The 23310-nt window shown below is 65.8% G+C and carries 19 protein-coding genes and 1 riboswitch; of the genes, 9 read left to right on the top strand and 10 right to left on the bottom strand.

Going from position 1 to position 23310, the window contains the following annotated elements; all coding sequences use genetic code 11:
- Positions 1 to 23 precede the first annotated feature (23 nt).
- Positions 24 to 1844, bottom strand: coding sequence for an ABC-F family ATP-binding cassette domain-containing protein (locus JG743_RS06195; protein ID WP_202298941.1), 1821 nt, complete (start codon positions 1842 to 1844; stop codon positions 24 to 26).
- A 1-nt stretch (position 1845) separates the two neighbouring features.
- Positions 1846 to 2490, bottom strand: coding sequence for a thiamine diphosphokinase (locus JG743_RS06200; protein ID WP_202298942.1), 645 nt, complete (start codon positions 2488 to 2490; stop codon positions 1846 to 1848).
- A 102-nt stretch (positions 2491 to 2592) separates the two neighbouring features.
- Positions 2593 to 2706: riboswitch (TPP riboswitch) on the top strand.
- Positions 2707 to 2749: 43 nt separating this feature from the next.
- Here JG743_RS06200 and thiB point away from each other — a divergent pair.
- The 4 genes from thiB to JG743_RS06220 all read left to right on the top strand — a co-directional run bounded on the left by thiB (position 2750) and on the right by JG743_RS06220 (position 8101).
- Entirely contained in the window at positions 2750 to 3754 is a 1005-nt protein-coding gene (thiB, locus tag JG743_RS06205) for a thiamine ABC transporter substrate binding subunit (protein ID WP_202298943.1), read from the top strand.
- A gap of 232 nt (positions 3755 to 3986) precedes the next feature.
- On the top strand, positions 3987 to 5597 hold the full coding sequence (thiP, locus tag JG743_RS06210) for a thiamine/thiamine pyrophosphate ABC transporter permease (protein ID WP_202298944.1): 1611 nt from the start codon (positions 3987 to 3989) through the stop codon (positions 5595 to 5597).
- Positions 5594 to 6352, top strand: a complete 759-nt coding sequence (thiQ, locus tag JG743_RS06215; RefSeq protein WP_202298945.1) for a thiamine ABC transporter ATP-binding protein — start codon at positions 5594 to 5596, stop codon at positions 6350 to 6352. Before thiP ends, thiQ begins: the two co-directional genes overlap by 4 nt.
- 342 nt (positions 6353 to 6694) lie before the next feature.
- Complete coding sequence (locus JG743_RS06220; RefSeq protein ID WP_342215718.1) at positions 6695 to 8101, top strand: M48 family metalloprotease; 1407 nt, start codon at positions 6695 to 6697, stop codon at positions 8099 to 8101.
- A gap of 18 nt (positions 8102 to 8119) precedes the next feature.
- On the opposite strand, the gene JG743_RS06225 is transcribed toward JG743_RS06220, so the two are convergent.
- On the bottom strand, positions 8120 to 8983 hold the full coding sequence (locus JG743_RS06225; RefSeq protein WP_202298946.1) for an RNA polymerase factor sigma-32: 864 nt from the start codon (positions 8981 to 8983) through the stop codon (positions 8120 to 8122).
- Positions 8984 to 9318: 335 nt separating this feature from the next.
- On the opposite strand from JG743_RS06225, the gene JG743_RS06230 reads away from it, so the two are divergent.
- The 3 genes from JG743_RS06230 (at position 9319) to JG743_RS06240 (ending at position 11706) form a co-directional block, all read left to right on the top strand.
- A complete protein-coding gene (locus JG743_RS06230; protein ID WP_202298947.1) occupies positions 9319 to 10092 on the top strand; it encodes an amino acid ABC transporter substrate-binding protein in 774 nt (257 codons plus the stop codon).
- 166 nt (positions 10093 to 10258) lie between these two features.
- Complete coding sequence (locus JG743_RS06235; protein ID WP_202298948.1) at positions 10259 to 10939, top strand: amino acid ABC transporter permease; 681 nt, start codon at positions 10259 to 10261, stop codon at positions 10937 to 10939.
- Positions 10936 to 11706, top strand: a complete 771-nt coding sequence (locus tag JG743_RS06240) for an amino acid ABC transporter ATP-binding protein (protein WP_202298949.1) — start codon at positions 10936 to 10938, stop codon at positions 11704 to 11706. The genes JG743_RS06235 and JG743_RS06240 overlap by 4 nt, the downstream gene beginning before the upstream one ends.
- Before the next feature lie 62 nt (positions 11707 to 11768).
- Here JG743_RS06240 and JG743_RS06245 read toward each other — a convergent pair whose 3' ends face one another.
- The 6 genes from JG743_RS06245 to JG743_RS06270 all read right to left on the bottom strand — a co-directional run bounded on the left by JG743_RS06245 (position 11769) and on the right by JG743_RS06270 (position 19834).
- On the bottom strand, positions 11769 to 12350 hold the full coding sequence (locus JG743_RS06245) for a CarD family transcriptional regulator (RefSeq protein WP_126057901.1): 582 nt from the start codon (positions 12348 to 12350) through the stop codon (positions 11769 to 11771).
- Between the two features lie 431 nt (positions 12351 to 12781).
- Positions 12782 to 13120, bottom strand: a complete 339-nt coding sequence (fdxA, locus tag JG743_RS06250) for a ferredoxin FdxA (protein WP_202298950.1) — start codon at positions 13118 to 13120, stop codon at positions 12782 to 12784.
- Positions 13121 to 13266: 146 nt separating this feature from the next.
- A complete protein-coding gene (locus JG743_RS06255) occupies positions 13267 to 13653 on the bottom strand; it encodes an RNA-binding S4 domain-containing protein (RefSeq protein ID WP_202298951.1) in 387 nt (128 codons plus the stop codon).
- Between the two features lie 12 nt (positions 13654 to 13665).
- Complete coding sequence (locus JG743_RS06260) at positions 13666 to 17085, bottom strand: helicase-related protein (protein ID WP_202302464.1); 3420 nt, start codon at positions 17083 to 17085, stop codon at positions 13666 to 13668.
- A gap of 722 nt (positions 17086 to 17807) precedes the next feature.
- A complete protein-coding gene (gene phbB, locus JG743_RS06265) occupies positions 17808 to 18533 on the bottom strand; it encodes an acetoacetyl-CoA reductase (protein WP_202298952.1) in 726 nt (241 codons plus the stop codon).
- A gap of 116 nt (positions 18534 to 18649) precedes the next feature.
- Entirely contained in the window at positions 18650 to 19834 is a 1185-nt protein-coding gene (locus JG743_RS06270; RefSeq protein ID WP_202298953.1) for an acetyl-CoA C-acetyltransferase, read from the bottom strand.
- Between the two features lie 301 nt (positions 19835 to 20135).
- Here JG743_RS06270 and phaR point away from each other — a divergent pair, with 301 nt between their 5' ends.
- The gene (gene phaR / locus JG743_RS06275) at positions 20136 to 20747 is read left to right on the top strand and encodes a polyhydroxyalkanoate synthesis repressor PhaR (RefSeq protein WP_202298954.1); all 612 of its coding nucleotides are present in this window, start codon (positions 20136 to 20138) and stop codon (positions 20745 to 20747) included.
- A gap of 208 nt (positions 20748 to 20955) precedes the next feature.
- Here phaR and JG743_RS06280 read toward each other — a convergent pair whose 3' ends face one another.
- Entirely contained in the window at positions 20956 to 22092 is a 1137-nt protein-coding gene (locus JG743_RS06280) for a citrate synthase (RefSeq protein WP_202302466.1), read from the bottom strand.
- Between the two features lie 109 nt (positions 22093 to 22201).
- Between JG743_RS06280 and JG743_RS06285 the strand changes: the two genes are divergently transcribed.
- Positions 22202 to 23305: a citrate synthase/methylcitrate synthase gene (locus JG743_RS06285; protein WP_202298955.1), complete on the top strand. Its 1104-nt coding sequence runs from the start codon at positions 22202 to 22204 to the stop codon at positions 23303 to 23305.
- The last annotated feature ends 5 nt before the right edge of the window (positions 23306 to 23310 follow it).

Raw genomic sequence — 23310 nt, forward strand, 5'->3', positions numbered from 1 at the left:
CAGCTGGCGGGATGGGCCGAGGACTACCCCTCCATTTCCTCGCGCAGCATCTCCAGTTCCAGCCATTCTTCTTCCAGCGCGGCCAGCGTGGCGCGTTCCTTGTCGAGCGCGGCGATGGTCTTCTGGAACGAGGCCGGGTCGCGCTCGTAATAGGAGGGGTCGGCGATGTTGTTCTCGAGCCTTGAGATCGACGCGGAAACCGCCTCGATCTTCTTGGGCAGGGATTCCAGCGCGAATTTCTGCTTGAACGACAGTTTCTTCGCCGGGCCTTTCGGCGCCGCCGGCTCAGCCTTGCCCGCGCCCGCCGTTTCCGCGGCCTCCGCCTTCGGCCTCGCCTTGCGATCCTCCAGCTTCGAGCCGCCGCGCTGCGCCAGCATGTCGGAATAGCCGCCGGCATATTCGATCCAACGGCCGCCGCCATCCGGCGCGATCACGCTGGTGACGGTGCGGTCGAGGAAATCGCGGTCGTGGCTGACCAGGATGACCGTGCCGGCAAAGCCGGCGACCAGTTCCTGCAGCAGTTCCAGCGTCTCCATGTCGAGGTCGTTGGTCGGCTCGTCGAGCACCAGAAGGTTCGCTGGCCTGGCCAGCACGCGGGCGAGCAGCAGCCGCGCGCGTTCGCCGCCGGAAAGCTCGCGCACCGGCGTGCGCGCCTGCTCCGGCTTGAACAGGAAATCCTTCATGTAGGAGACGACGTGGCGCTGCTCGCCATTGACGAGCAGGTTCTCGCCGCGCCCGTCGGTGAGGTAATGCGCCAGCGTCTCGGCCGGATCGACGGCCTCGCGCTTCTGGTCGAGCGTGGCGATCTCGAGATTGACGCCGAGCCGCACGGTGCCGGTGTCAGGCGCGAGTTCACCCGTCAGCATCTTCAGAAGGGTCGTCTTGCCGGCGCCGTTCGGACCGACCAGGCCGACGCGGTCGCCGCGCTGGATGCGGGTGGAAAAACCCTTGACCACGGTGAGGTCGCCGAAGCTCTTTTCGATGCTCTTGGCCTCGATCACCAGCTTGCCGGACTCGGCCGCGTCGCTGGCCACCAGTGTGGCCGTGCCTTCGGCGCCGCGATGGTTGCGGAAGCGCTGGCGCATGGTCTGCAATTCGCCCAGCCGGCGCATGTTGCGCTTGCGCCTGGCCGTCACGCCGTAACGCAGCCAGTGCTCCTCGCGCACGATCTGGCGGCCGAGCTTGTGCTGCTCGCGCTCTTCCTCTTCCAGCACCTGGTCGCGCCATTCCTCGAAATGGCCGAAGCCCTTGTCCAGCCGCTTGGTCTGGCCGCGGTCGAGCCAGACGGTGGCGCGCGACACGCGCTCGAGAAAACGACGGTCGTGCGAAATCAGGATCACCGCCGAGGAGGTGCGGGCAAGCTCCTCTTCCAGCCATTCGATCACCGACAGATCGAGATGGTTGGTCGGCTCGTCGAGCAGCAGAATGTCGGGCTCCGGCGCCATGGCGCGAGCAAGGGCGGCGCGGCGCGCCTCGCCGCCGGACAGGTCGTTCGGCTGTTCCTCACCGGTGAGGCCGAGATGCTCCATCAGATAGGTGGCCCGGTAGGGATCGTCGGCCGGCCCGAGCCCCGCTTCGACATAGGCGCGAACGTTGGCGAAGCCATCCATGTCGGGCATCTGCGGCAGGTAACGCACTGTCGCCGAAGGCTGGCGGAACACCTCGCCGTCCTGCGGCTCGATCATGCCGGCGGCGATCTTGAGCAGCGTCGACTTGCCGGAGCCGTTGCGGCCGACAAGCGCGATCTTGTCGCCGGCGGAGGCGCTGAGTGCCGCGCCGTCGAGCAACGGCGTGCCGCCGAAGGTCAGCTTTATCCCGTCGAGAATGAGAAGGGGCGGGGCCATGTCAGCTTTCAGGAAGGGGATAAGGATGGGCCAGGAGCAGCGCGCGGCCGTGGCCGAGCGCGATCTCGAGCCGCCCCTTGACCTCGTTGGATATGGTCAGCGACGAGCCGAACGCCATCTCGACGTGATCGAGAGGCCATTTGGCGCCGGAGACGCTCAGGCCGGAAAGGTCGGAGAAGCCGAGCACCGAAAACAGCGTGCCGTCGGCGTAGTCGAAGCCGGCCTTGCCCGGCAGAAGTGGAATGCCCTCCTGCGCGCCGCTGGTCAGAAGCACGCTGATGCCGGCCTCGGCCAGGCGGACGGCGAGCGCCAGATGCAGGAAGGCGTGGTCAGCACGCCTGCCGCCGAAGGCGCCGGCCAGCACCAGGCCCGTGGCGCCGCGCTCGAGCGCGGCAGCGATCGCCAGCTCGCCGTCGGTCTTGTCCTTCTCGGCCGGGAACACCTGGCGCGGCACGGCGGCCAGATCATCGGGCAAATCCGCCGGCACGGAATCGAAATCGCCGACCCAGAGCTCTGGCGTCAGGCCGAGCACGCGGGCATGGCCGATGCCCCCATCGGCGGCGATGACGCGCGCGCCGGCAAGCTGGCTGTCGAGCCGCGGCGTGCGGATGAGGTCGCCGCCAAGCAGGATGGTGAATGTGCCCATGGGCGTCGCCCTTACCAGCCCCGCCGGAGAAACGGAAGCCGGGGGTGCCGGCACCCGGCAAACTTCCGCTTGCGCGGTGCCGTGGCCGGGCCTATGTGTCGAAACGCTCTAACGGGGTGCCGGACGCGATGTTTCGCGGGCCGGCTGAGAGGCAAACGCCAACCCGCTGAACCTGATCCGGTTTGTACCGGCGGAGGGATTAGACGTTTCGGACCATCCGACGCCTCAATTCCTTTCAACACCAACGAAGGAGGCGCCGATGCGCACGCTGTTATCCCACCTTGTTCTGGCAACCGGCCTTGTCGCGCTTCTGGCGGGCCCCGCGGCAGCCAAGGACAAGCTCACCGTCTACACCTATGAGAGCTTCACCGCCGACTGGGGTCCCGGCCCAGCGGTGAAGAAGGAATTCGAGGCCGAATGCGGCTGCGATCTTGAATTCGTCTCGGTCGCCGACGGAGTCGCGCTGCTTAACCGCGTCAAACTGGAGGGCGCGGCAACCAAGGCCGACATCGTGCTCGGCCTCGACACCAACCTCACGGCGGAAGCCAAGGCGACGGGCCTGTTCGCGCCGCATGGCGAGGTGTCCGGCCTCAATGTCCCCGGCAACTGGAGCGACGACACATTCGTGCCGTTCGACTACGGCTATTTCGCGGTGGTCTACGACACCCAGAAGCTGAAGACGCCGCCGAAGAGCCTGAAGGAACTGGTCGAGGGCAACGCCACCGACAAGATCGTCATCCAGGATCCGCGCACCTCGACGCCGGGCCTCGGTCTGCTGCTCTGGGTGAAATCGGTCTATGGCGACAAGGCGCCCGAAGCCTGGGCCAAGCTCAAGGCCAAGGTGCTGACGGTGACGCCGGGCTGGAGCGAGGCCTATGGCCTGTTCACCAAGGGCGAGGCGCCGATGGTGCTGTCCTACACCACCTCGCCGGCCTATCACATGGTCGCCGAGAACACCGAGCGCTACCAGGCCGCGTCCTTCGAGGAGGGCGAATATTTGCAGATCGAGGTCGCCGGCATTACCACGACAGGCGCGAAGAATCCGCTGGCGGAAAAGTTCATCGCGTTCATGACCGGGCCGAAATTCCAGGATGTCATTCCGGAGACCAATTGGATGTTCCCGGCCGGCAAGACCGACAAGCCGCTCAACCCGGCCTTCGACAAATTGGTGAAGCCGACCAAGACCATGCTGTTCAGCGCCGACGAAGTCGCGGCCAACCGCAAGGCCTGGGTGGATGAATGGCTGGCGGCGATGAGCAAGTAGGTCCGGCTGGTTCTGCCGATGTTCGCGCCAAGCCACCCCCCTCTGGCCTGCCGGCCATCTCCCCCTCAAGGGGGGAGATCGGCAGCTTCGGCGCCTCACCCAATCCTGCAGCATTGGAGATTGGCGAAAGCATCAATGGTAGCTGATCTCCCCCCTAGAGGGGGAGATGGCCGGCAGGCCAGAGGGGGGCGCGAAGGAACGTGGCGTTCGCTAAGTTCCGCCAAGGTGCAGCGTGCATCTCGCGCCTCGCTCTGACTCCCGCGTCACCGCCGGCATCGTCGCGCTCGCGGCCATCACCTTGCTGATCGGCGGGGCGTTTGCCGGCCTCGTCCTTGAAGGACTGCATGATTTCTCCGGCGCGGCCTCGGCCTCCGATCCCTATCTGCTGCGCGTCGTCCGCTTCACGCTCTGGCAGGCGCTGTTGTCGACATTGCTTTCCGTCGTGCCGGCGCTGTTCGTCGCCCGCGCGCTCTCCCGGCATCCGCGCTTTCCTGGCCGCGGACTGATCCTGCAGCTCTTCGCCCTGCCGCTGGCGCTGCCGGCGATCGTCGCGGCGCTCGGCATTCTGGCGCTCTATGGCAGTGCCGGATATTTCTCCGGCCTGTTCGGCGGCCGGAACTGGCCGGGCATCTACGGACTGTCCGGCATTCTCGTCGCCCACGTCTTCTTCAACCTGCCTCTGGCCACGCGGCTGTTCCTCGAGGCGCTTGGCACGGTGCCGGCCAATCAGTGGCGGTTGGCAAGCCAGCTCGGAATGGGGGTCCGACCTGCCTTCCGGCTGATCGAATGGCCGGCGCTGCGCGCCGCGCTTCCCGGCGTCGCCGGGCTGGTCTTCATGCTCTGCATCACCTCCTTCACCATCGTGCTGACGCTGGGCGGCGGGCCGGCCGCCACAACGCTGGAGGTCGCCATCTACCAGGCGCTGCGCTTCGATTTCGATCCGGCCCGCGCAGTGACGCTGACGCTGCTGCAGATCGCGCTGACCTTCGCCGTGGTGCTGGTGCTGACGCGGCTCGGCGCCAACACGGTCGGCGACGCCAACCTGCCGGTGGCGCCGCGCCGCTACCTCTCGGCGAGCCCTGCGGAAACCTGGCTGAACGCGGCCCTGATCGTGCTCGCCCTGCTGTTCGTCGCCGGGCCTATGGCGGCCACGGTCGCGGCGGGCCTTGGCGCCGATCTCGGCCGGCTCGCCGGCGAGAGCGCGGTGCGGCAGGCGACGCTGACCAGCGTGGTGCTTGCCTTCCTGTCGGCGCTGCTCGCGGTGGCGATGTCGCTGGCGCTGATCGCGGCGCGCCGGGCGCTGGCCCTGAAGCGCCAGGATGGCCGCAAGACATTGCTTGAACATGCCACGGATACCGGCGCCGGCTTCGTCCTCGTCGTGCCGCCCATCGTCGTTGGCGCCGGCTGGTTCCTGCTCCTGCGCACCGTCAGCGACGTCTTTGCCGTGGCCCCTGTGATGGTCGTCGCCGTCAACGCGGTGATGGCGATGCCCTTCGCCATCCGCGCGGTCCGCCCTGCCTATGACACTGTAAGCGAGCGCCACGAAAAGCTCTGCGCGCAACTCGGCATATCGGGCTGGAACCGGCTGCGCCTCGTCGACTGGCCGTCGCTCAGGCGGCCGCTTGCCACCGGCTTCGCCTTCGCCATGGCGCTGTCGCTCGGCGATCTCGGCGTCATCGCGCTGTTCGGCAGCGATTCCGTGCAGACCTTGCCCTATCTTCTCCTGGCGCGCATGGGCAGCTACAGGACCGCCGATGCCGCCGGCCTTGCCTTGCTGCTCGGCCTCGTCTGCCTGGCGCTGGTGCTTGCCGCCGATCGTCTCGGGCAAGGGGAAAAGTCATGACGTCGGCGATGCAAATCGGGGCGAAAGGCGCGACCGTCCGGCTCGAGGACGTCTCGTTCAGCTATGGCGAAGCGGCTTTCCATTTCGATGTCGGCTTCGCCGCCTCGAGGATCACCGCCATCATGGGGCCGAGCGGTTCGGGAAAGTCGACGCTGCTCAACCTCGTGGCCGGCTTCGAGGCGCCGCGTTCGGGCCGCGTGCTGATCGGCGGCAGTGATGTCAGCGCCGCGCCGCCTTCGGCGAGGCCGGTGTCGATGGTGTTCCAGGAAAACAACCTGTTCGCCCATCTTTCGGTGGAGCGGAATGTCGGGCTTGGCCGCTCGCCGTCGCTCAGCCTGACCGATGCCGACCATGCGGCGATCGCCGAGGCGCTGGCGCGTGTCGGCCTTGCCGGCAAGGAAAGGCGCCTGCCGCGCGAACTCTCCGGCGGCGAGCGGCAGCGCGTCGCGCTGGCGCGTGTCCTGGTGCGCGACCGGCCAGTGCTTTTGCTGGACGAGCCCTTCGCCTCGCTCGGACCGGCGCTGCGCGACGATATGCTCGGTCTCCTGGCCAGCGTCCATGCCGAGCGGCAGATGACGGTGCTGTTCGTGACCCACCAACCGGAGGATGCGCGCCGCATCGGCCAGGACATGGTGTTCCTGGACAACGGTATGGTCGCGGCGACGGGGACGGCCGCCGATTTCTTCGACGGCTCTGGACCGGACGCCTTCCGGCGCTATATCGGCGCAGATCCGGCCAAAGCGCGTCGCGCCTGAATGGTCGCGCGCGACGTGCTTGCGGTCCTGTTCGGATGCGCGTCGTTGCCCGAAAACCACAGCGCATTTTCAGGCGACAAGCGTTGCCGCCGGATCACGCGTTGTTGCCCGGAAGCGGACATAATTTGCGCTCAAACCGGGCTTGGGTGATGCAGCGTTTGCTTGCCTTGACCGGAGGAGTATGGCTAGGTCCGCCCATACTGGTCCGGCACAGGCCGTGATTTGCCCGCAAAGATTCGAAAGGAAGCCGATCTGCCGACCGGCAAGCATAGATTGCTGACAAAGCCGCTGACGCGTCTCCTCGCGCTGGCCGGCCTTGCCGTGGCGCTTGCCAGCTGCCAGATGTTCACGCCGCCGGATGTGCAGGAATCCGGCTTCCAGCCGTCCGACAAGCCGATCACGGTCGACAATGTCGTCGCCAATGCCAAGCTGGCCGATATGGCGAAGGCGCAGCATCCGCGCATCCTTGCCACCTATGGTGGCGAATATTCCGATGCCAAGCTCGAGCGCATGGTGGCCAAGGTCGTCGGCAATCTGACGGTGGTGTCGGCCAATCCGACCCAGACCTACCGCATCACCATTCTCAATTCGCCCAACGTCAACGCCTTCGCGCTGCCGGGCGGCTATCTCTATGTCACGCGCGGCCTGCTGGCGCTGGCCAATGACTCGTCCGAGCTCGCCGCCGTCATCGCGCACGAGATGGGCCACGTCACCGCCAATCATGGCCTGCAGCGGCAGCAGCTGGAGGCCGAGGAAGGGTTGGCGACCAAGGTCGTCTCGGACGTGCTCGGCGACAGCCCGACGGCCAAGGCGGCGCTCATCCGCGGCAAGCTGAGGCTCGCTCAGTTCTCGCGCAACCAGGAACTGCAGGCCGACGCCATCGGCATCAAGTCGATCGGCGAGGCCGGCTTTGATCCTTACGCCGCCGGCCGCTTCCTGCAGTCGATGTCGGCCTATACCGATTTCCGCTCGATCAGCGGCGCCACCGATGCCAGCCTGGACTTCCTGGCGACACATCCCAACACGCCGCAGCGGATCGATCTTGCCCAGCGCCTTGCCCGCAACTTCGGCCCGCCGGGCATCGGCACGCGCGACCGCGACGCCTTCCTGGCCGGCATTGACGGGTTGCTCTACGGCGACACGCCGGAAGAGGGCTATGTGCGCGGCCAGACTTTCCTGCATCCGGGTCTCGGCGTGTCGTTCACGGTGCCCGACGGCTTCGTCATCGACAATTCGGCCGCGGCGGTGACTGCGACCGGCCCCGGCGACATGGCGATCCGCTTTGACGGCGTTGCGATCGACAAGTCGCGGCCGCTGACCGACTATGTCCGCAGCGGCTGGGTTGCCGGCCTCGACGACGCCAGCGTCCACCAGGAAACCATCAACGGCAATGAAGCGGCGGTGGCGCGTGCCGGCGCCGACGGCTGGCAGTTCGACATCGCGGTCATCCGCGCCGGCGGCCAGGTCTACCGGCTGCTGACGGCGGCACCGGCGGCCAGCGCCTCGCTGGAGCCGGTGGCGCGCTCGGTCAGCGGCTCGTTCCGCATCCTGAGTGCTGCCGAGAAGGCGGCGCTGAAGCCGCTGCATATCCGCGTCGTTACCGTGCAGGCCGGGCAGACCATGGGTTCGCTCGCCGCGCAGATGGTCGGCGTCGACCGCAAGCTCGACCTGTTCAGGGTGCTGAACGCGCTGTCGCCGGGTGCCGCCGTTTCGACCGGCGACAAGGTCAAGATCGTCACTGACAGATAAGCCTGGGGCAGGCAGGAGTCAGGCGGCTGTCGCCAGGAATTCCGGGTTCTGCTCGACCAGCGCCACTTTCAGCTTTTCCATGGCGCGGGCCTCGATCTGGCGCACGCGCTCCTTGGAGATGCCGAGCGCCTCGCCGAGCGCTTCCAGGGTCGCGCCCTCATCGGTCAGCCGGCGCTCTTCGATGATCTTCAATTCACGGGCATTCAGCGCGCCGAGCGCTGCCTTCAGCCATAGCGAGCGGCGCTCGATGTCGATCGTGTCGCCGACGACCTCGTCCGGCAAGGGATCGTCCGAGATCAGGAAATCCATGCGCTCGGCCGGGCCGGAATCGTCGCCAAGCGGCGCATTGAGCGAGCTGTCGGGGGCCGAGAGGCGCGAATCCATCATCGCCACGTCGGCCTCAGGCACGCCGAGCGCCGCCGACACCTCGCGATAGAGCGAGGCGTTGGAGATCGGCTCGGCGCCGTTCGCAAGCCGGGCACGCAGACGCCTGAGGTTGAAGAACAGCGCCTTTTGCGCCGAACTGGTGCCGCCGCGCACGATCGACCAGTTGCGCAGGATGTAGTCCTGCATCGAGGCGCGGATCCACCAGGTGGCATAGGTCGAGAAGCGCACCTCACGCTCCGGCTCGAAGCGGGCGGCCGCCTCGAGCAGGCCGACATGGCCCTCCTGGATCAGGTCGCCGAGCGGCAGGCCGTAGTGGCGGAACCTCGAGGCCATGGAGATGACCAGCCGCATGTGGGCGACGGTGATGCGGTGCAGCGCCTGCTGGTCGTTGTCCTCTTTCCAGCGTAAGGCCAGGAGATGCTCCTCCTCGCGCTCCAGATAGGGCGCCTTCATCGCCGCGCGGACCATGGTCCGTCCTGCCGTGTCCTCGATCATGCCGCGCTCCGTTGTCCTGACATCACGGACATTTCGGTGTCCCGATCCTTCAGCGGCGTCAGCGGCGGTTGAAATGGCGGCGCCGCGCCCTACAAAGCTAAGAACGTGCCATGCCGGGGAATGTTCCGCCGCAACGGCCGGACGGCGTTGTGTTGTCTTGGGGACGGCGCAACCGGCCGTAGCGGAGTTGCGGGCGGTTCTGGTACGAGTTTGAGAATCTCGTTTCTGGAATGCCATATTTTTGAAATCTGGTTCCTTATTTTGCGCAGCTCTATCTGTCAGGTTCCGGCTCTCACACCGCGCCGGGGCACCGGTCAAAACGGGATCACAGAAAAATGAAATGGCTTAAATCGCTCATCATCGCCGGAACGCTGCAGGCTCTGGCGGTCACCGCCGGGCATGCCGGCGCCAATCTCGACCAGATCAAGCAGGCCGGCGTCATTAAGGTCGGCACGGAAGGCACCTATGCGCCCTTCACCTATCATGACGCCTCGGGCGCGCTGGTCGGCTTCGACGTCGAGATCGCCAAGGCGGTTGCCGACAAGCTCGGCGTGAAGGTGGAATTCCTCGAAGGCAAGTGGGACGGCCTGATCGCCGGCCTCGACGCCAACCGCTACGACGCCGTCATCAACGAGGTCGGCATCACCGACGCGCGCAAGGCCAAGTACGACTTCTCCGATCCCTACATCGCCTCCAAGGCGGTGCTGATCGTGCGTGGCGACGACACCGACATCAAGACCTTCGCCGACCTCAAGGGCAAGAAGTCGGCGCAGTCGCTGACCTCGAATTTCGGCAAGCTCGCCGAGAAGAACGGCGCCGAGCTCGTCGGCACCGACGGCTTCGACCAGTCGATCCAGCTTTTGCTCACCGGCCGCGCCGACGCCACCATCAATGACAGCCTGTCCTTCCTCGACTTCAAGAAGCACAAGCCCGACGCCAATGTGAAGATCGCCGCGCAGGAAGAGAACGCCGACTATTCCGGTGTCATCGTGCGCAAGGGCGATCCGGAACTGGTCGCCGCCATCAACAAGGCGCTGGCCGACATCAAGGCCGACGGCACCTACAAGAAGATCGCCGACACCTATTTCGGCCAGGACGTTTCGCAGTAAGTACGCCCGATCGGGGCCGTGTACCGGCCTCAAAACATCGGCGGGCCGTCTTTGACGGCTCGCCGATTTTCGCGTGATATGCACCCGCAGCCTTCGCCGGAGCGGCCCGTCGCGACGCGGGTTCACCGACGCCTGTTCAAGCTGCATCTGGCAAGGAGAGGGTCCCGTGCCGCACTGGCTGCAATTGATGCTGGAATCGCTGCCGACCCTATTGTGGGCGGCGTTGATCTTCACCGTGCCGCTGACGCTCTTGTCGTTCGCCCTCGGCCTCGCCGCCGGGCTGGCCACGGCACTTATCAGGCTGTTCGGTCCAAAGCCCCTGGCGGCGGTGGCCCACTTCTATGTCTGGATCTTCCGCGGCACGCCGCTTCTGGTGCAGCTCTTCCTCATCTTCTACGGCCTGCCCTCGGTCGGCATCCTGCTCGATGCCTTTCCGGCGGCGCTGATCGGCTTCACGCTGAATATCGGCGCCTATTCATCGGAGATCATCCGCGCCGTCATCGGCTCGGTGCCAAAGGGGCAATGGGAGGCATCCTATTCGATCGGCATGACCTGGAGCCAGGCGATGCGGCGCACGATTCTCCCGCAAGCAGGCCGCGTCGCGGTGCCGCCGCTGTCCAACACATTCATCTCGCTGGTCAAGGATACGTCGCTGGCCGCCGCCATCACGGTGCCGGAGATGTTCCAGGCGGCGCAGCGCATCGTCGCCACCACCTATGAGCCGCTGATCCTCTACATCGAGGCGGCGGCGCTCTATCTGGTGCTGAGCTCGGTGCTGTCGGCGCTGCAGGCGCGGCTGGAGGTGCGCCTCAACCGCTACGGCGGTTTCCTGGAGGCGAATACATGATCGGCCTCGACAACATCGAGAAGCGGTTCGGCGACAACCTCGTGCTGAAGGGCGTCACCGTCAGCATCGAGGAAGGCAGCGTGTCCGCGCTTGTCGGCCCCTCCGGTGGCGGAAAAAGCACGCTTCTGCGCTGTATCAATCTGTTGGAGATCCCAAGCTCGGGCACGCTGCGCATCGGCGAGGAGACGCTTGCGTTCCGTCCGGGCGTCAAGGTTCCCGCCAGGGACATCCAGCGCATTCGCCTGCAGACCGGCATGGTGTTCCAGAACTTCCAGCTGTTCCCACATCGCACCGCGATCGAGAATGTCATGGAGGGGCTGGTGACGGTGCTGAGATGGCCGGCCGACCGAGCCCGCGAACGGGCGATGGCCCTGCTCGAGAAGGTCGGCATGGCGCACAAGGCCGATGCCTGGCCGGCGACGCTGTCAGGCGGCCAGCAGCAGCGCGTGGCGATCGCCCGGGCGCTGGCGCCGTCGCCGCGTGTGCTGCTGTGCGACGAACCGACCTCGGCGCTCGACCCGGAGCTGGCTCAGGAAGTGGTCGATGTGCTCGGCCAGCTTGCCCGCGAAGGCACGACCATGGTGATGGCCACGCACGATCTCAGGCTCGCCTCCAAGATCGCGCAGGAGGTGGTGTTCCTGGATGCCGGCGTCGTGGTCGAGAAAGGTCCGGCCTCGGTCGTGTTCGACAGGCCGGAGCGCGAGCGGACCAAGCGCTTCATTGCCTCGCTGAGGCAGGAATCGCACAGGGAAGCCGGCGGCGAGTAGCTTTTCTAAAACAAAAAAACCCGGCACGAGGCCGGGTTTTCTGAATTGGCGAAGGGAAAGGCTCAGGCAGCTTCTTCCTGTTCGGCTTCCTCATTGTCGGCCTTGGCGCCGCGCTTCGGGCCCTTGTTGAGGTTGACCTCGATGAGGCGCACCGCTTCCGTCTCCGACATGCGGTTGACGGCGGCGATCTCGCGGGCCATGCGGTCGAGAGCGGCCTCGTAAAGCTGGCGCTCGGAATAGGACTGCTCCGGCTGGTTGTCGGCGCGATAGAGGTCGCGCACGACTTCCGAGATCGAGATCAGGTCGCCCGAGTTGATCTTGGCATCATATTCCTGGGCACGGCGCGACCACATGGTGCGCTTGATGCGGGCACGGCCCTGCACGACCTTCAGCGCGCGGTCGACATAATCCTCTTCCGACAGCTTGCGCATGCCAATGGAGGTCGCCTTGGCGACCGGCACCTTGAGGCGCATCTTGTCCTTCTGGAAGTCGATGACGAACAGTTCCAGCTTGTGGCCGGCGACTTCCTGCTCGTCGATCGAGACGATCTGGCCGACGCCGTGCGCCGGATAGACGATGAACTCGCCGGTCTTGAAACCGTGACGCGCTGCGTTGGACTTCTTCTGCGGGGTGATCGTTGCCATTACGCCCTGAACTCCTTGTTGTAGCGCCGGCATGGCGGCGCCGGCTGAAACTCGCGCGATCGGGATCACCGATCGTTAGCCGCACAACAGATGAACCCATCCGGAAAAAGCCAGGGCCAGCACACCGCATATTGCGACCGCCTGCCCCAGATCGCTCTGGTCCGGATTGAGAAGCTCACCTTTCAGTGATTTGGGGCGTTTGCGCCATAAATCGACGTTGTGTCACCGGCATGTTTGGTTGATGTAGCACAAAAAGTCGGAAGAATCAAGGTTTTGCTGCATTCGCGAAGGCCAAGCGCCATCGCTGCCTGTCAAGACAGTTCCTGTTTCACGCCCGTTACGTCGCGTCATGCCGGCTAGACCGGCACCGCAATCTTTGATTCTGCGCCTGATCCTTTCCGAAAATCGGAACCGATTTTCGGGGTCATGCGCTAGTCGCCTTCGCCGGGCTCGGCCGAAAAATATTTCTCGAACTTGCCGGTCTCGCCGTCGAAGTTTTTCGCGTCGGCCGGCGGTTCCTTCTTGGCGGTGATGTTCGGCCACTTCTCGGCATATTCGGTGTTGACCTGCAGCCACTTCTCGAGCCCCGGCTCGGTATCAGGCTTGATCGCGTCGGCCGGGCATTCCGGCTCGCAGACGCCGCAGTCAATGCACTCGTCCGGGTGGATGACGAGCATGTTCTCGCCTTCGTAGAAACAGTCGACCGGACAGACCTCGATACAGTCCATGTATTTGCATTTTATGCAATTGTCGGTCACGACATAGGTCATCGCAGGCTCCGGGACGTCCCATTTCTGCTGGGTTTTTGGTGAGGTAACGCCTTTGCCGGTCGCTGGCAAGGGCGGCCATTCCCGACGGTGCCGTCGCGCCCGGAATGGAGTTCCAGAACCCCGATGCGGTTGAGGCTGTTCCCGTCTCAATCCTCGCCGAGTAGCCGGTCGGTTTGTCGGCGCTCTTTCTTGGTCGGGCGGCCGCTGCCGGCCTCGCGTAAAGCCGGAATGGCGTCCGGAACGGCCTCGCCCTTCGGCGTGGGTTGCGGCGACATGTCCTCATAGAGCAGGCGCGCTTCCTCGGCTGGGCCGCGCCGGGCGCCGGCGCCAAGCACCTTCCACACCAGGATGCGCTGATCCAGCGTGATGGTCAGCACGTCGCCGGGCCGGACCATGTCGGAGGCCTGCGCTGCTTTGTCGCGATTGATGCGCACGCGCCCGGCGACCACGAGTTTGGCCGCCAACGAACGGGATTTCACCGCGCGCGAGAAGAACAGCCATTTGTCGATGCGCTGGCGGCCTTCGGCGACCATCGGACCGGGAGCCTACTTCTTCAACTGGTCGCGCAAGGCGGCAAGCTTGGCAAAAGGCGAATCCGGATCGAACCGGGCCGGACGTTCGTCGCGCGGCTTGGTCTGGAAGGCAGGCTTGCCACCTTGCGCGCCACCCTTGCCGTCCTGCCGGCCGCCTTTCCAGTCGGGCCTGCCGTCGCGGCGATCCGGCCGCTCGCCTTGCGGCTTGCCTTCGCGCCGCTCGCCGGCCTCGCCTTGCGGCCTCGGCTTGAACTTCGAGCGGTCGAAGCGCGGCTTGCCGGCGCCGTCGCGCTGGTCGCGGCGCCCTTCATTCGGGCGTCCGCCCGGCTGGCCAGCGGCTTCGCCAGGGGCGTCGGTCCGGCCGCCCTGCGCGGCCTGTCCGTTGCGCGGGCGATTGTCGCGGCGGTTGTCGTGCCGATGGCGCGGGCGCTGCTCGAAACGACCCTGACGCCACAACAGGACAGGCTTCGGCTCCTCGGCCTCGGATGCCGTCTCGCCGGCTTCCGTCGTCGCGGCAGGCTCGGCTGACACGGCTTCCGCCGCCGGCGGATCCTGGGCCACCGGCTCTCCGGCCACGACGTGAACCTCGGCAGTTTGGGCTTCTGCCTCCGGCTCGGCTGCCGGAGCAGCGTCAGCTGGCTCTTCGGCGACGGATTCCGCCACGAACGGGGCCTCGTGCGTGGCCGGAGCCTCGAGCGCCTCTTCGGCGACCGGTTCCGCAACCATTTCAGTGACGGATTCGGCCGAAACGTCGACCGTGGCATCCGACGAGACAGCGACATCCGACACGACAGCGGCATCCGTATCGGGTTCAGAGCCCTCGGCCGGGGCCCCGGCGCCGGCTTCAACAGCGGCTTCAGCGGCGGCCGCTACGGCCAATGCGGCCTTTGCCGCCTCTTCCGCCGCAAGCTTGGCGGCGGCGGCTTCGCGCGCGGCATTGTCCTGCGCCTCGAGCCGCGCCTTGACCTCGGCCGCAGGCTTCGGCTCTGCGCGGTAGCCGAGACCCTTCAGGATCTCTTCCATATCGTCGGCGGTAGCGCCGAGGATCGACATCATCGGCGGCGTCACCATGAAGGCATGGCCGTCATAGGCGCCGTCGGGACGCTGTCCCAGCCCCGGCTTCCAGTTGGTGGCGGGGCGGATCAGATCGGCCAGCCGCTCAAGGATGTCGACGCGCACCGCGCGGCGGCCGAGATTGCGGTAGCCGGCGAGCTTGTAGAAGGTCTTGTCGAAAGCGGGATCGATGACCACCGAGGTGCGGCCCGACGCCAGTGCGTGGACGACATCGCCGAAACCCGGCTTGTCCTTGCCATCGTTCTTCAGCGCCCACAGCAGCGTTACCAGACCGGCAGGCGCCGGCTTGATCAGCGCCGGCACGAAGACGTGGTAGGCGCCGAAGCGCACGCCCAGCCGGCGCAGGGCGGCCCGGCCTTCCTGGTCGAGCGACTTCATCTCCTCGGCGATGTCGCGGCGGTTGATGAGGCCGAAATGCTCGACAAGCTGGAAGGCGATGCCGCGGCCGATGCCGGTGAGTTGCTCGGCGTTCTTCAAATCCACCAGCGGCTTCAGCAGCGACTCGATCTGGAAATTGACGAAGCGCTCGGCGCGCGCGGCGACCTTGTCGCGGCCCGGGCCGGTGAGCTGCTCGTCGGCCAGGAGCACCAGGCGCGGCTTCAGCGGCTCGTCGCCGGCAACCAGCGTCCCGATCGGCGCGCCGATCCAGCGCAGCGTTCCGTCGGAGCCGAGCGCGAGATCGCCATTGGCGCAGGCGCCGAAGCGTTCGGCGCGCGTTTCGAATTCGGCGGCAAGCGCCTTCTGGGCGGCCGTGCGCACGGCCTTGGCATCCTCGCCGCCGGCGCTCTGGTCGGCAGTGAAGCGGAATCCCTGCAACTCGCCGACATGATGACCTTCGACGAGGACGGTTCCGGTTGGGCTGATTTCGGCTTCAGGCATGGTATTTTCTCTAAGGCGCCGCATGAGGACGGAAGTCCTGCGGTCTACGAAGCGTTTCGTCAACCGCTCATGCAGCGCATCCGACAATCTGTCTTCGATTTCGCGCGTCTTTTCCCGCCAGTGTGCCTGATCGGCCAGCCAGCCGGGCCGGTTGGAGACAAAGGTCCAGGTGCGGATCTGGGCGATACGGTGCGACAGCGTGTCGATATCGCCATCGGTCGTGTCGGCGCGGCGGACCTGCTCGGCCATGTAGTTCTCATCGACATGGCCGTGCCTGGCGAGGTCCATGTAGATCGAGGCGATCAGGTCGGCATGCTGGGCCGGCGCGATCTTGCGGTAATCGGGCAGGGCACACGCTTCCCAGAGCAGCGCGACGCGCTTGGCATCGGTGGCGAGTGAGCGGATCTCCTCGTCGCGCGACAGATGCTCCAGCGCCTGCGCATCCACCGCCGGCAGGGCGCGTGTCAGGCCCTCCACCGGAGCGTTGGTCTCGATCGAGCGCTTCAGCGCGTCGAGGCTGGAGAAATCGAAATCGGCAGTGCGCCATTGCATGACCTTCACCGGGTCGAACTCATGGCTCTCGATCTTCTGGACCAGATCCTCGTCCAGCGGATCGACCTGGCCGGTGACGCCGAACGTGCCGTCGCGCAGGTGCCGGCCGGCGCGGCCGGCGATCTGGCCGAGCTCGGCCGCTGTCAGGTTGCGGTACTGGTAGCCGTCGAACTTGCGGTTCTGGGCGAATGCGACGTGGTCGAGGTCGAGGTTGAGCCCCATGCCGATGGCGTCGGTGGCGACGAGGTAGTCGACGTCGCCCGACTGGAACAGCGCCACCTGCGCGTTTCGGGTGCGCGGCGAGAGCGCGCCGAGCACGACGGCGGCACCGCCCTGCTGGCGGCGGATCAGCTCGGCGATGGCATAGACCTCGTCGGCGGAGAAGGCGACGATCGCGGTGCGCCGGGGCAGGCGGGTCAATTTCTTCGAACCGGCATAGGCAAGGTGCGACAGCCTGGGGCGCGTCACCACCGAGACGCCCTTCAGCAGGCGCTGCAGGATGCCCTGCATGGTGGCTGCGCCGAGCAGCAGCGTTTCCTGGCGGCCGCGCAGATGCAGGATACGGTCGGTGAAGATGTGGCCGCGCTCGAGGTCGCCGGCAAGCTGCACCTCGTCGATGGCGACGAAGGCCGCATCGGTCTCGCGCGGCATCGCCTCAACCGTGCAGACCGAGTATCTGGCGCCCGCCGGCTGGATCTTCTCCTCGCCGGTGATCAGCGCCACCTTGTGGGCGCCGACCTTCTCGCAGACGCGCGTATAGACCTCGCGCGCCAGGAGCCTGAGCGGCAGGCCGATGACGCCGCTCTCATGCGCAACCATGCGCTCGATGGCGAGGTGGGTCTTGCCGGTGTTGGTGGGCCCAAGCACGGCCGTCACGTCGCGGCCGGAAAGGATCAACGGCTGGGGGTGTTTCGGCTGGACGTTCATCGGCCCGGAAATGGACTTTCTGCCGCTGGTTGTCGGGGGCGCGCCAGCGATGGCGCGTGTGACAGCCGACACATAGGGATTTCGAGCGCGAAGCGAAAGCGGAATGTTCCGCCGTCAGTCTCCATGGGTCGTGTGAGGGTGCGAAATCCGCCGCCGTTTAACGGTTGGAACGAGTCTGGAACGAATCGGCGACGAATCACTGACTCGCCGAGATTCAGGGTTTGTTCACGGCTACATGTGGATTTTTTGACGATGAGTCTCACCACATGCTGAATCTCTTGATTGGCCCGATTCATGCAGGGCGAATGCGAGTCGCGCGTCGCCGTTAACCTTTGCCGATGAACGACTGGCCTGTCCGTCTGGCCTCGCCCAAGATTATGAAATTCTTGACATTTCCTAACGGATCTTAATCATTCGGACACGTTTCCCGGCCCTCGGCGTTAACGTTCCGGTCAAAGCCGGAACGAATCGGCGACGAATCAGCGATGTCGGTATTTTCTTGGTTTGTTCACCCCAACATGTTGTGTCGCAGGCAGGTTTTCCACCGAGAATCCACAGGTTAGGCACCGGCTTTTGCACAGGCCGCGCGCCAGCCGTTAACCCTTGCGTGCCAGATCGGGGCAAGGCGTCACGCGAGGGCCTGTGCAGCGGAGAGGCGACAAACAAAAACGGGCCGGTTTCCCGGCCCGTTTTTGTCGATGCGTATTTCCCGGCGCGAGGCGTCAAACGAAGTACTGGCCGCCATTCGCTGTGATGGTCGAGCCGGTGATGAAGCCGGCATCGTCGGAAGCGAGGAAGACGACGCAGCGCGCGACTTCTTCCGGCTCGCCCAGCCGGCCGACCGGGATCTGCGGGATGATGCGCTCGTTGAGCACCTTCTCGTCGATCGCCTTGACCATCTCCGTGGCGATGTAGCCGGGGCAGATGACGTTGACGGTGATGCCCGCGCGGGCGCCCTCTTGAGCCAGCGCCTTGGAGAAGCCGATGTCGCCGGCCTTGGCGGCGGAATAGTTGACCTGGCCGGCCTGGCCCTTCTGGCCGTTGATCGAGGAGATGGTGATGACGCGGCCGAACTTGCGGTCGCGCATGCCGCCCCACAGCGGATGCGTCATGTTGAAGACGCCCGACAGGTTGGTGTCGATAACCTCTTTCCACTGCTCGCGCGTCAACTTGTGGAACATGGCGTCGCGGGTGATGCCGGCATTGTTGACCAGCACCGAGACCGGGCCGAGGTCGGCCTCGACCTGCTTGATGCCGGCGGCGCAGGCGTCGTAGTCGGCGACCGACCATTTGTAGACCGGGATGCCGGTCGCGGCCTTGAACTTCGCGGCGGCCTCGTCATTGCCGGCATAGTTCGCGGCAACCGAATAGCCGGCCTTCTTTAAAGCGATCGATATCGCCGCGCCGATGCCGCGCGACCCGCCGGTGACGATTGCTACTTTGCTCATGTGGTCCTCCCATTAAATCGTCTGAGCGAATAGAGGGTAGCGAATAGGGATCTGTCGTCCCATCGCGCGACGCCTTTCTTCTCTATTCGCTACTCCCTATTCGCTATTCGCTGAGCTCAGAGTGCTTCCACGCACATGGCGACGCCCATGCCACCGCCGATGCAAAGCGTGGCAAGACCCTTCTTGGCGCCGCGGCGGCGCATTTCGAAGACCAGCGTGTTGAAGACACGGGCGCCGGAAGCGCCGATCGGATGGCCGATGGCAATCGCGCCGCCATTGACGTTGACGATCGACGGATCCCAGCCCATGCCCTTGTTGACGGCGCAGGCCTGCGCGGCGAAGGCCTCGTTGGCCTCGACGAGGTCGAGGTCCTTGACCGACCATCCGGCCTTCTCTAGCGCCCGCTTCGAGGCTGGGATCGGGCCGGTGCCCATGATCGCCGGATCGACGCCGGCGGTCGCCCAGGAGGCGATGCGGACCAGCGGGGTGATGCCGCGCCGGGCGGCTTCGGCCTCGCTCATCAACAGCGCGCCGGCGGCGCCGTCATTGATGCCGGAGGCATTGGCTGCCGTGACCGTGCCGTCCTTGTCGAAGGCGGGCTTCAGCTTGGTCATGGCATCCAGCGTCGCGCCGTGGCGGATGTACTCGTCCTGGTCGACGATGGTGTCGCCCTTCCTGCCCTTGATGGTGAAGGCGACGATCTCATCCTTGAACTTGCCGGCCTTCTGCGCGGCCTCGGCCTTGTTCTGCGAGGCCAGCGCGAACTGGTCCTGGTCGTCGCGGGTGATCTGGAACTGGCGGGCGACGTTCTCGGCGGTGTTGCCCATGTGATAGCCGTTGAAGGCATCCCACAATCCGTCCTTGATCATGGTGTCGATCATCTTGTAGTCGCCCATCTTGACGCCGGCACGCAGATGCTGGGCGTGGGCCGAGAGCGACATCGATTCCTGGCCGCCGGCGACGATCACCTTGGCATCGCCGGTGGCAATCTGCTGCATGCCGAGCGCGATCGCGCGCAGGCCAGAGCCGCAAACCTGGTTGAGGCCCCAGGCGGTGGTCTCCTTGGGCAGGCCGGCGTTGATCGACGCCTGACGGGCCGGGTTCTGCCCCTGAGCGGCGGTCAGCACCTGGCCGAGGATCACCTCGTCGACTTCCGAGGGTTCGACGTTGGCTCGCGCGAGCAACTCCTTGATGACGGCGGCGCCGAGCTCGTGCGCCGGAGTGGCGGCGAAGCTGCCGTTGAAGGAGCCGACTGCTGTGCGCGCGGCACTGGCGACAACTATGCCATTGGATGCGGACATTTTCTTCTCCAGACTTCGAGGTGTCGTTTTTTAGGGTATCGTTGAGGAACTTTCTTGCCCTTTCCCGGGGCCAAGTCAAACCGGAAATGGGCATGCCGGCCATGCGCCGCAAGCAGGCCTGCGGCGACCGTGGCGTCAGTCCCGGCTTCGCTGCGCAGCATATTCCGGCCGCCATGCAGCATTAATCGATCTTGCACTGCACAAACCACTTGGAATTGTGACGCTTTTGCGCATATCCTTGACAGGGCGCAATCGTTACCGGCTGCTTACTCAAATGCGCCGGTGTCCGGGGAGGATACTGATGGCCGCGAAAGACGACCCGATCGTCATCAAGAAATATGCCAACCGCCGACTCTACAATACCGGCACCAGCACCTATGTGACGCTGGAGGACCTCGCCGACATGGTCAAGAAGGGCGAGGAATTTACCGTCCAGGATGCCAAGACCGGCGACGACATCACTCATCCTGTGCTGACCCAGATCATCTTCGAACTGGAGAACAAGGATGGGCAGAACATGCTGCCGATCCCGTTCCTGCGCCAGCTGATCGCCTTCTACGGCGACCAGATGCAGATGATCGTGCCGAGCTTCCTCGAGCAGTCGATGATCGCCTTCGCCAAGGAGCAGGAGCGTTTTCGCGAGCAGATGAAGGGCGCCTTCGGCAAGTCGCCGATCGACATGATGAAGATCGCCACGCCGATCAAGGCGCTGGAGGAGCAGACGCGGCGCAACATGGAGATGTTCCAGAACGCCATGCGGATGTTCACGCCCTTCCCGTCGACGACGGCGAACGGGGCTTCGCCGGCACCGACCGAGCCCGCGAAAAAGGACGTGCCGGAAAAGTCCGATGACCTTCAGGAACTGAAGGAACAGATCGCTGCGATGCAGCGCAAACTCGACACCATGTCGTAAGCCATCCTTCGTCATCCTCGGGCTTGACCCGAGGATCCATGCCGTGACCGTCGTCAATGAGCGCGGCAAGACAGCATTCTGCACCGCCGCAACGCCTTGGCGTCACGGCATTGATCCTGGGGTCTGCGCTGCGTCGCTTTGCTCCTTGCTTCGCCCCAGGATGACGACGTTAGAGACGTTTTCGCTAACTTCGAAAGCCTCATTCCGCTCAAACCGGCCCGTCGTAGCGGGCACGGGGCCTGATCAAGCGGTTGCTCATGACCTGCTCGACAGCATGCGCGGCCGAGCCGACACTGCGCCCGAGCGCAAACAGGCGAAACGGCGCGTCGGGAGGCAGGCGCAGCTGGCGCGTCAGCGCGGCCAGGGCGAAGTCGATGTTCGGCCGCGCGCCCGTCGCGCCGAGAACGGCCTCTGCGAGGCGTGACATCCGGCCATCGATCTCGACATCGGGCAACAAGGCTTGCGCCCGTGGATCGCCCTCCGGATAGAGCGGATGGCCAAAGCCGGGCAGCGGCCGGTCGTGGCCAAGCCAGCGTTCGACCGCCGCATCGGCTCCCAGCCTTTCGGCATCCTCGACAAGGTCGAGCACAGCCTCGCCGGCGCCGCCATGGCGCGGTCCGGACAGGGTGGCAAGACCGGCAAGCAGGCAAGCCGCGACCGAGGCGCCGGTGGACGCGGCGACCCGCGTGGCGAAGGTCGAGGCGTTCAACTCGTGATCGGCGAGCAGCACCAATGCCCGGCGTATCAGGTTGGCGCCGGCAGTGCCGACCGACCAGCTGCGTGCCAGCCTTTCGTGCACGGCGCCGCTACCCGCAACCGCGCCGAGCGCTTCGGCAAGGGTCCCGATGGCGCCGGCCGCGTCCCGGTAGAGCATGTCCGGCCCGCGGCCCAGCGAAGGCCGGCCTTCGGCAGCCAGCTCAGCCAGCGTCACGAAGGCCGCGCCGCGACCGCTCTCGCGCGCGTCGCGGCGGCCGGGCACGGCAAACGACACCGGGACATCCGCTGCCCACAGCAGGCTTGCCGTCTCCTCCAGCGTGGCCGCGCTTGAGAGCGCTACAGCATCCTGGCCGCGATAGAAAAGGCCGCCATGCAGGATGGTCGAGATCGAGGTGGCAAAGGCCGGCTCGCCCCAGGCGATGGCACTTTCGGCGATCGCTTGCGGGCTTCGGCCGCGCGCGCGGCGCGTGGCGAGGGCCGCGATGTCGTCGGCGCGATACTGGCTGCGGCGTGGGTCGGCTGCGTCCGGCCGCATGCCGATACGGCCACGGCTGACATAGGCATAGAGCGTCTGCGGCCGCACCTTGAGCCGTTCCAGCGCCTGCTCCCGTGTCAGCCATTCGGACATGTTGTTTGTCACGCAGCCGATTGCTCGGGCATATTGATTCACTTGATCAAGATTGATGCATTGATCTTGCATCATTAATTTCTGTCCGTAAACGGCGAAGGAGATGGACATGGCAAACGGGCTCGATGATGTGATGGCGGCGGAAACCGTGCTTTCCGACGTCGACGGCTTCGGTGGCCGGCTGACGATCCGCGGCCATTCCCTGCCGGAGCTGGCCGGTCGCTGGCACTATCCGCAAGTGGTGCGCCTGCTGCTCGACGGCTTCTTTGACGATCTGTCCGGCGATGCTGAACTGGCTCAGGCGATCGGCCGGGCGCGTGTCGACGTGTTCGAGCGGCTGCAGCCGGTTTTTCTGACGCTGGCCGCGCTCGATATCTATGGCGGCATGCGCGCCGGCATGGCGCTGCTGCCGGACGGCGCGACTTTGACGGATGCGCTGCGGCTGATCGCGGCGCCGGCGGTGCTGACGCCGGCACTGCTGCGGGCAAAACGCGGCGATGGACCGGTCGCGCCGGACGGACATGCCGATCATGCCGCCGACATGCTGCGGATGCTGGGCGGCAAGGCGGTTTCACCCGATCTGGCCAGGGCGCTCGATACCTATCTCGTCACCGTCTGCGACCATGGTCTCAACGCCTCGACTTTCGCCACCCGCGTGGTCGCATCGACGCAGGCCGGGCTGACATCGGCGATCCTGGCCGGGCTCGGCGCGCTCAAGGGGCCGCTGCATGGCGGCGCGCCCGGACCGGTCATCGAGATGCTGGACGCGATCGCGGCGAGCGGCGACGCGGCCGGCTGGCTGCGCGGCGAGATCGCGCGTGGCGAGCGTATCATGGGTTTCGGCCACCGCATCTACCGCGTGCGCGATCCGCGCGCCGACGTACTGAAGGCGGTGGTGCGGCAGCTGGCCGCCCGCAAGGGGCCGAGTAGTGGGAAGATGGGTAGCCGGCTGGCTTTCGCTGAGGCGGTGGAGCAGGCAGCGCTGGAGGTGCTTCGGGTCGCCAAGCCGCAGCGCTCGATCCAGACCAATGTCGAGTTCTACACCGCGCTCCTGCTGGAAGCGGCGGGCTTCCCGAAAGAGGCGTTCTCCAACGTCTTCGCCGCCGGCCGCGTCGCCGGCTGGATCGCCCATGCGCGCGAGCAGCAGACGACAGGGCGGCTGATCCGGCCGCAGTCGCGCTATGTCGGGCCGGTGCCGGATCTCGTCGCCTGAGGCGG

Source organism: Mesorhizobium sp. 131-2-1, from assembly GCF_016756535.1.
GTDB lineage: Bacteria > Pseudomonadota > Alphaproteobacteria > Rhizobiales > Rhizobiaceae > Mesorhizobium.

Excerpts from the sequence above, each read along its gene's own strand:
- JG743_RS06195 (WP_202298941.1), bottom strand. The coding sequence starts at position 1,844 with ATGGCCCCGCCCCTTCTCATTCTCGACGGGATAAAGCTGACCTTCGGC.
- JG743_RS06200 (WP_202298942.1), bottom strand. The coding sequence starts at position 2,490 with ATGGGCACATTCACCATCCTGCTTGGCGGCGACCTCATCCGCACGCCG.
- thiB (WP_202298943.1), top strand. The coding sequence starts at position 2,750 with ATGCGCACGCTGTTATCCCACCTTGTTCTGGCAACCGGCCTTGTCGCG.
- thiQ (WP_202298945.1), top strand. The coding sequence starts at position 5,594 with ATGACGTCGGCGATGCAAATCGGGGCGAAAGGCGCGACCGTCCGGCTC.
- JG743_RS06220 (WP_342215718.1), top strand. The coding sequence starts at position 6,695 with ATGTTCACGCCGCCGGATGTGCAGGAATCCGGCTTCCAGCCGTCCGAC.
- JG743_RS06225 (WP_202298946.1), bottom strand. The coding sequence starts at position 8,983 with ATGATCGAGGACACGGCAGGACGGACCATGGTCCGCGCGGCGATGAAG.
- JG743_RS06230 (WP_202298947.1), top strand. The coding sequence starts at position 9,319 with ATGAAATGGCTTAAATCGCTCATCATCGCCGGAACGCTGCAGGCTCTG.
- JG743_RS06240 (WP_202298949.1), top strand. The coding sequence starts at position 10,936 with ATGATCGGCCTCGACAACATCGAGAAGCGGTTCGGCGACAACCTCGTG.
- JG743_RS06245 (WP_126057901.1), bottom strand. The coding sequence starts at position 12,350 with ATGGCAACGATCACCCCGCAGAAGAAGTCCAACGCAGCGCGTCACGGT.
- fdxA (WP_202298950.1), bottom strand. The coding sequence starts at position 13,120 with ATGACCTATGTCGTGACCGACAATTGCATAAAATGCAAATACATGGAC.
- JG743_RS06255 (WP_202298951.1), bottom strand. The coding sequence starts at position 13,653 with ATGGTCGCCGAAGGCCGCCAGCGCATCGACAAATGGCTGTTCTTCTCG.
- JG743_RS06260 (WP_202302464.1), bottom strand. The coding sequence starts at position 17,085 with ATGAACGTCCAGCCGAAACACCCCCAGCCGTTGATCCTTTCCGGCCGC.
- phbB (WP_202298952.1), bottom strand. The coding sequence starts at position 18,533 with ATGAGCAAAGTAGCAATCGTCACCGGCGGGTCGCGCGGCATCGGCGCG.
- JG743_RS06270 (WP_202298953.1), bottom strand. The coding sequence starts at position 19,834 with ATGTCCGCATCCAATGGCATAGTTGTCGCCAGTGCCGCGCGCACAGCA.
- phaR (WP_202298954.1), top strand. The coding sequence starts at position 20,136 with ATGGCCGCGAAAGACGACCCGATCGTCATCAAGAAATATGCCAACCGC.
- JG743_RS06280 (WP_202302466.1), bottom strand. The coding sequence starts at position 22,092 with ATGTCCGAATGGCTGACACGGGAGCAGGCGCTGGAACGGCTCAAGGTG.
- JG743_RS06285 (WP_202298955.1), top strand. The coding sequence starts at position 22,202 with ATGGCAAACGGGCTCGATGATGTGATGGCGGCGGAAACCGTGCTTTCC.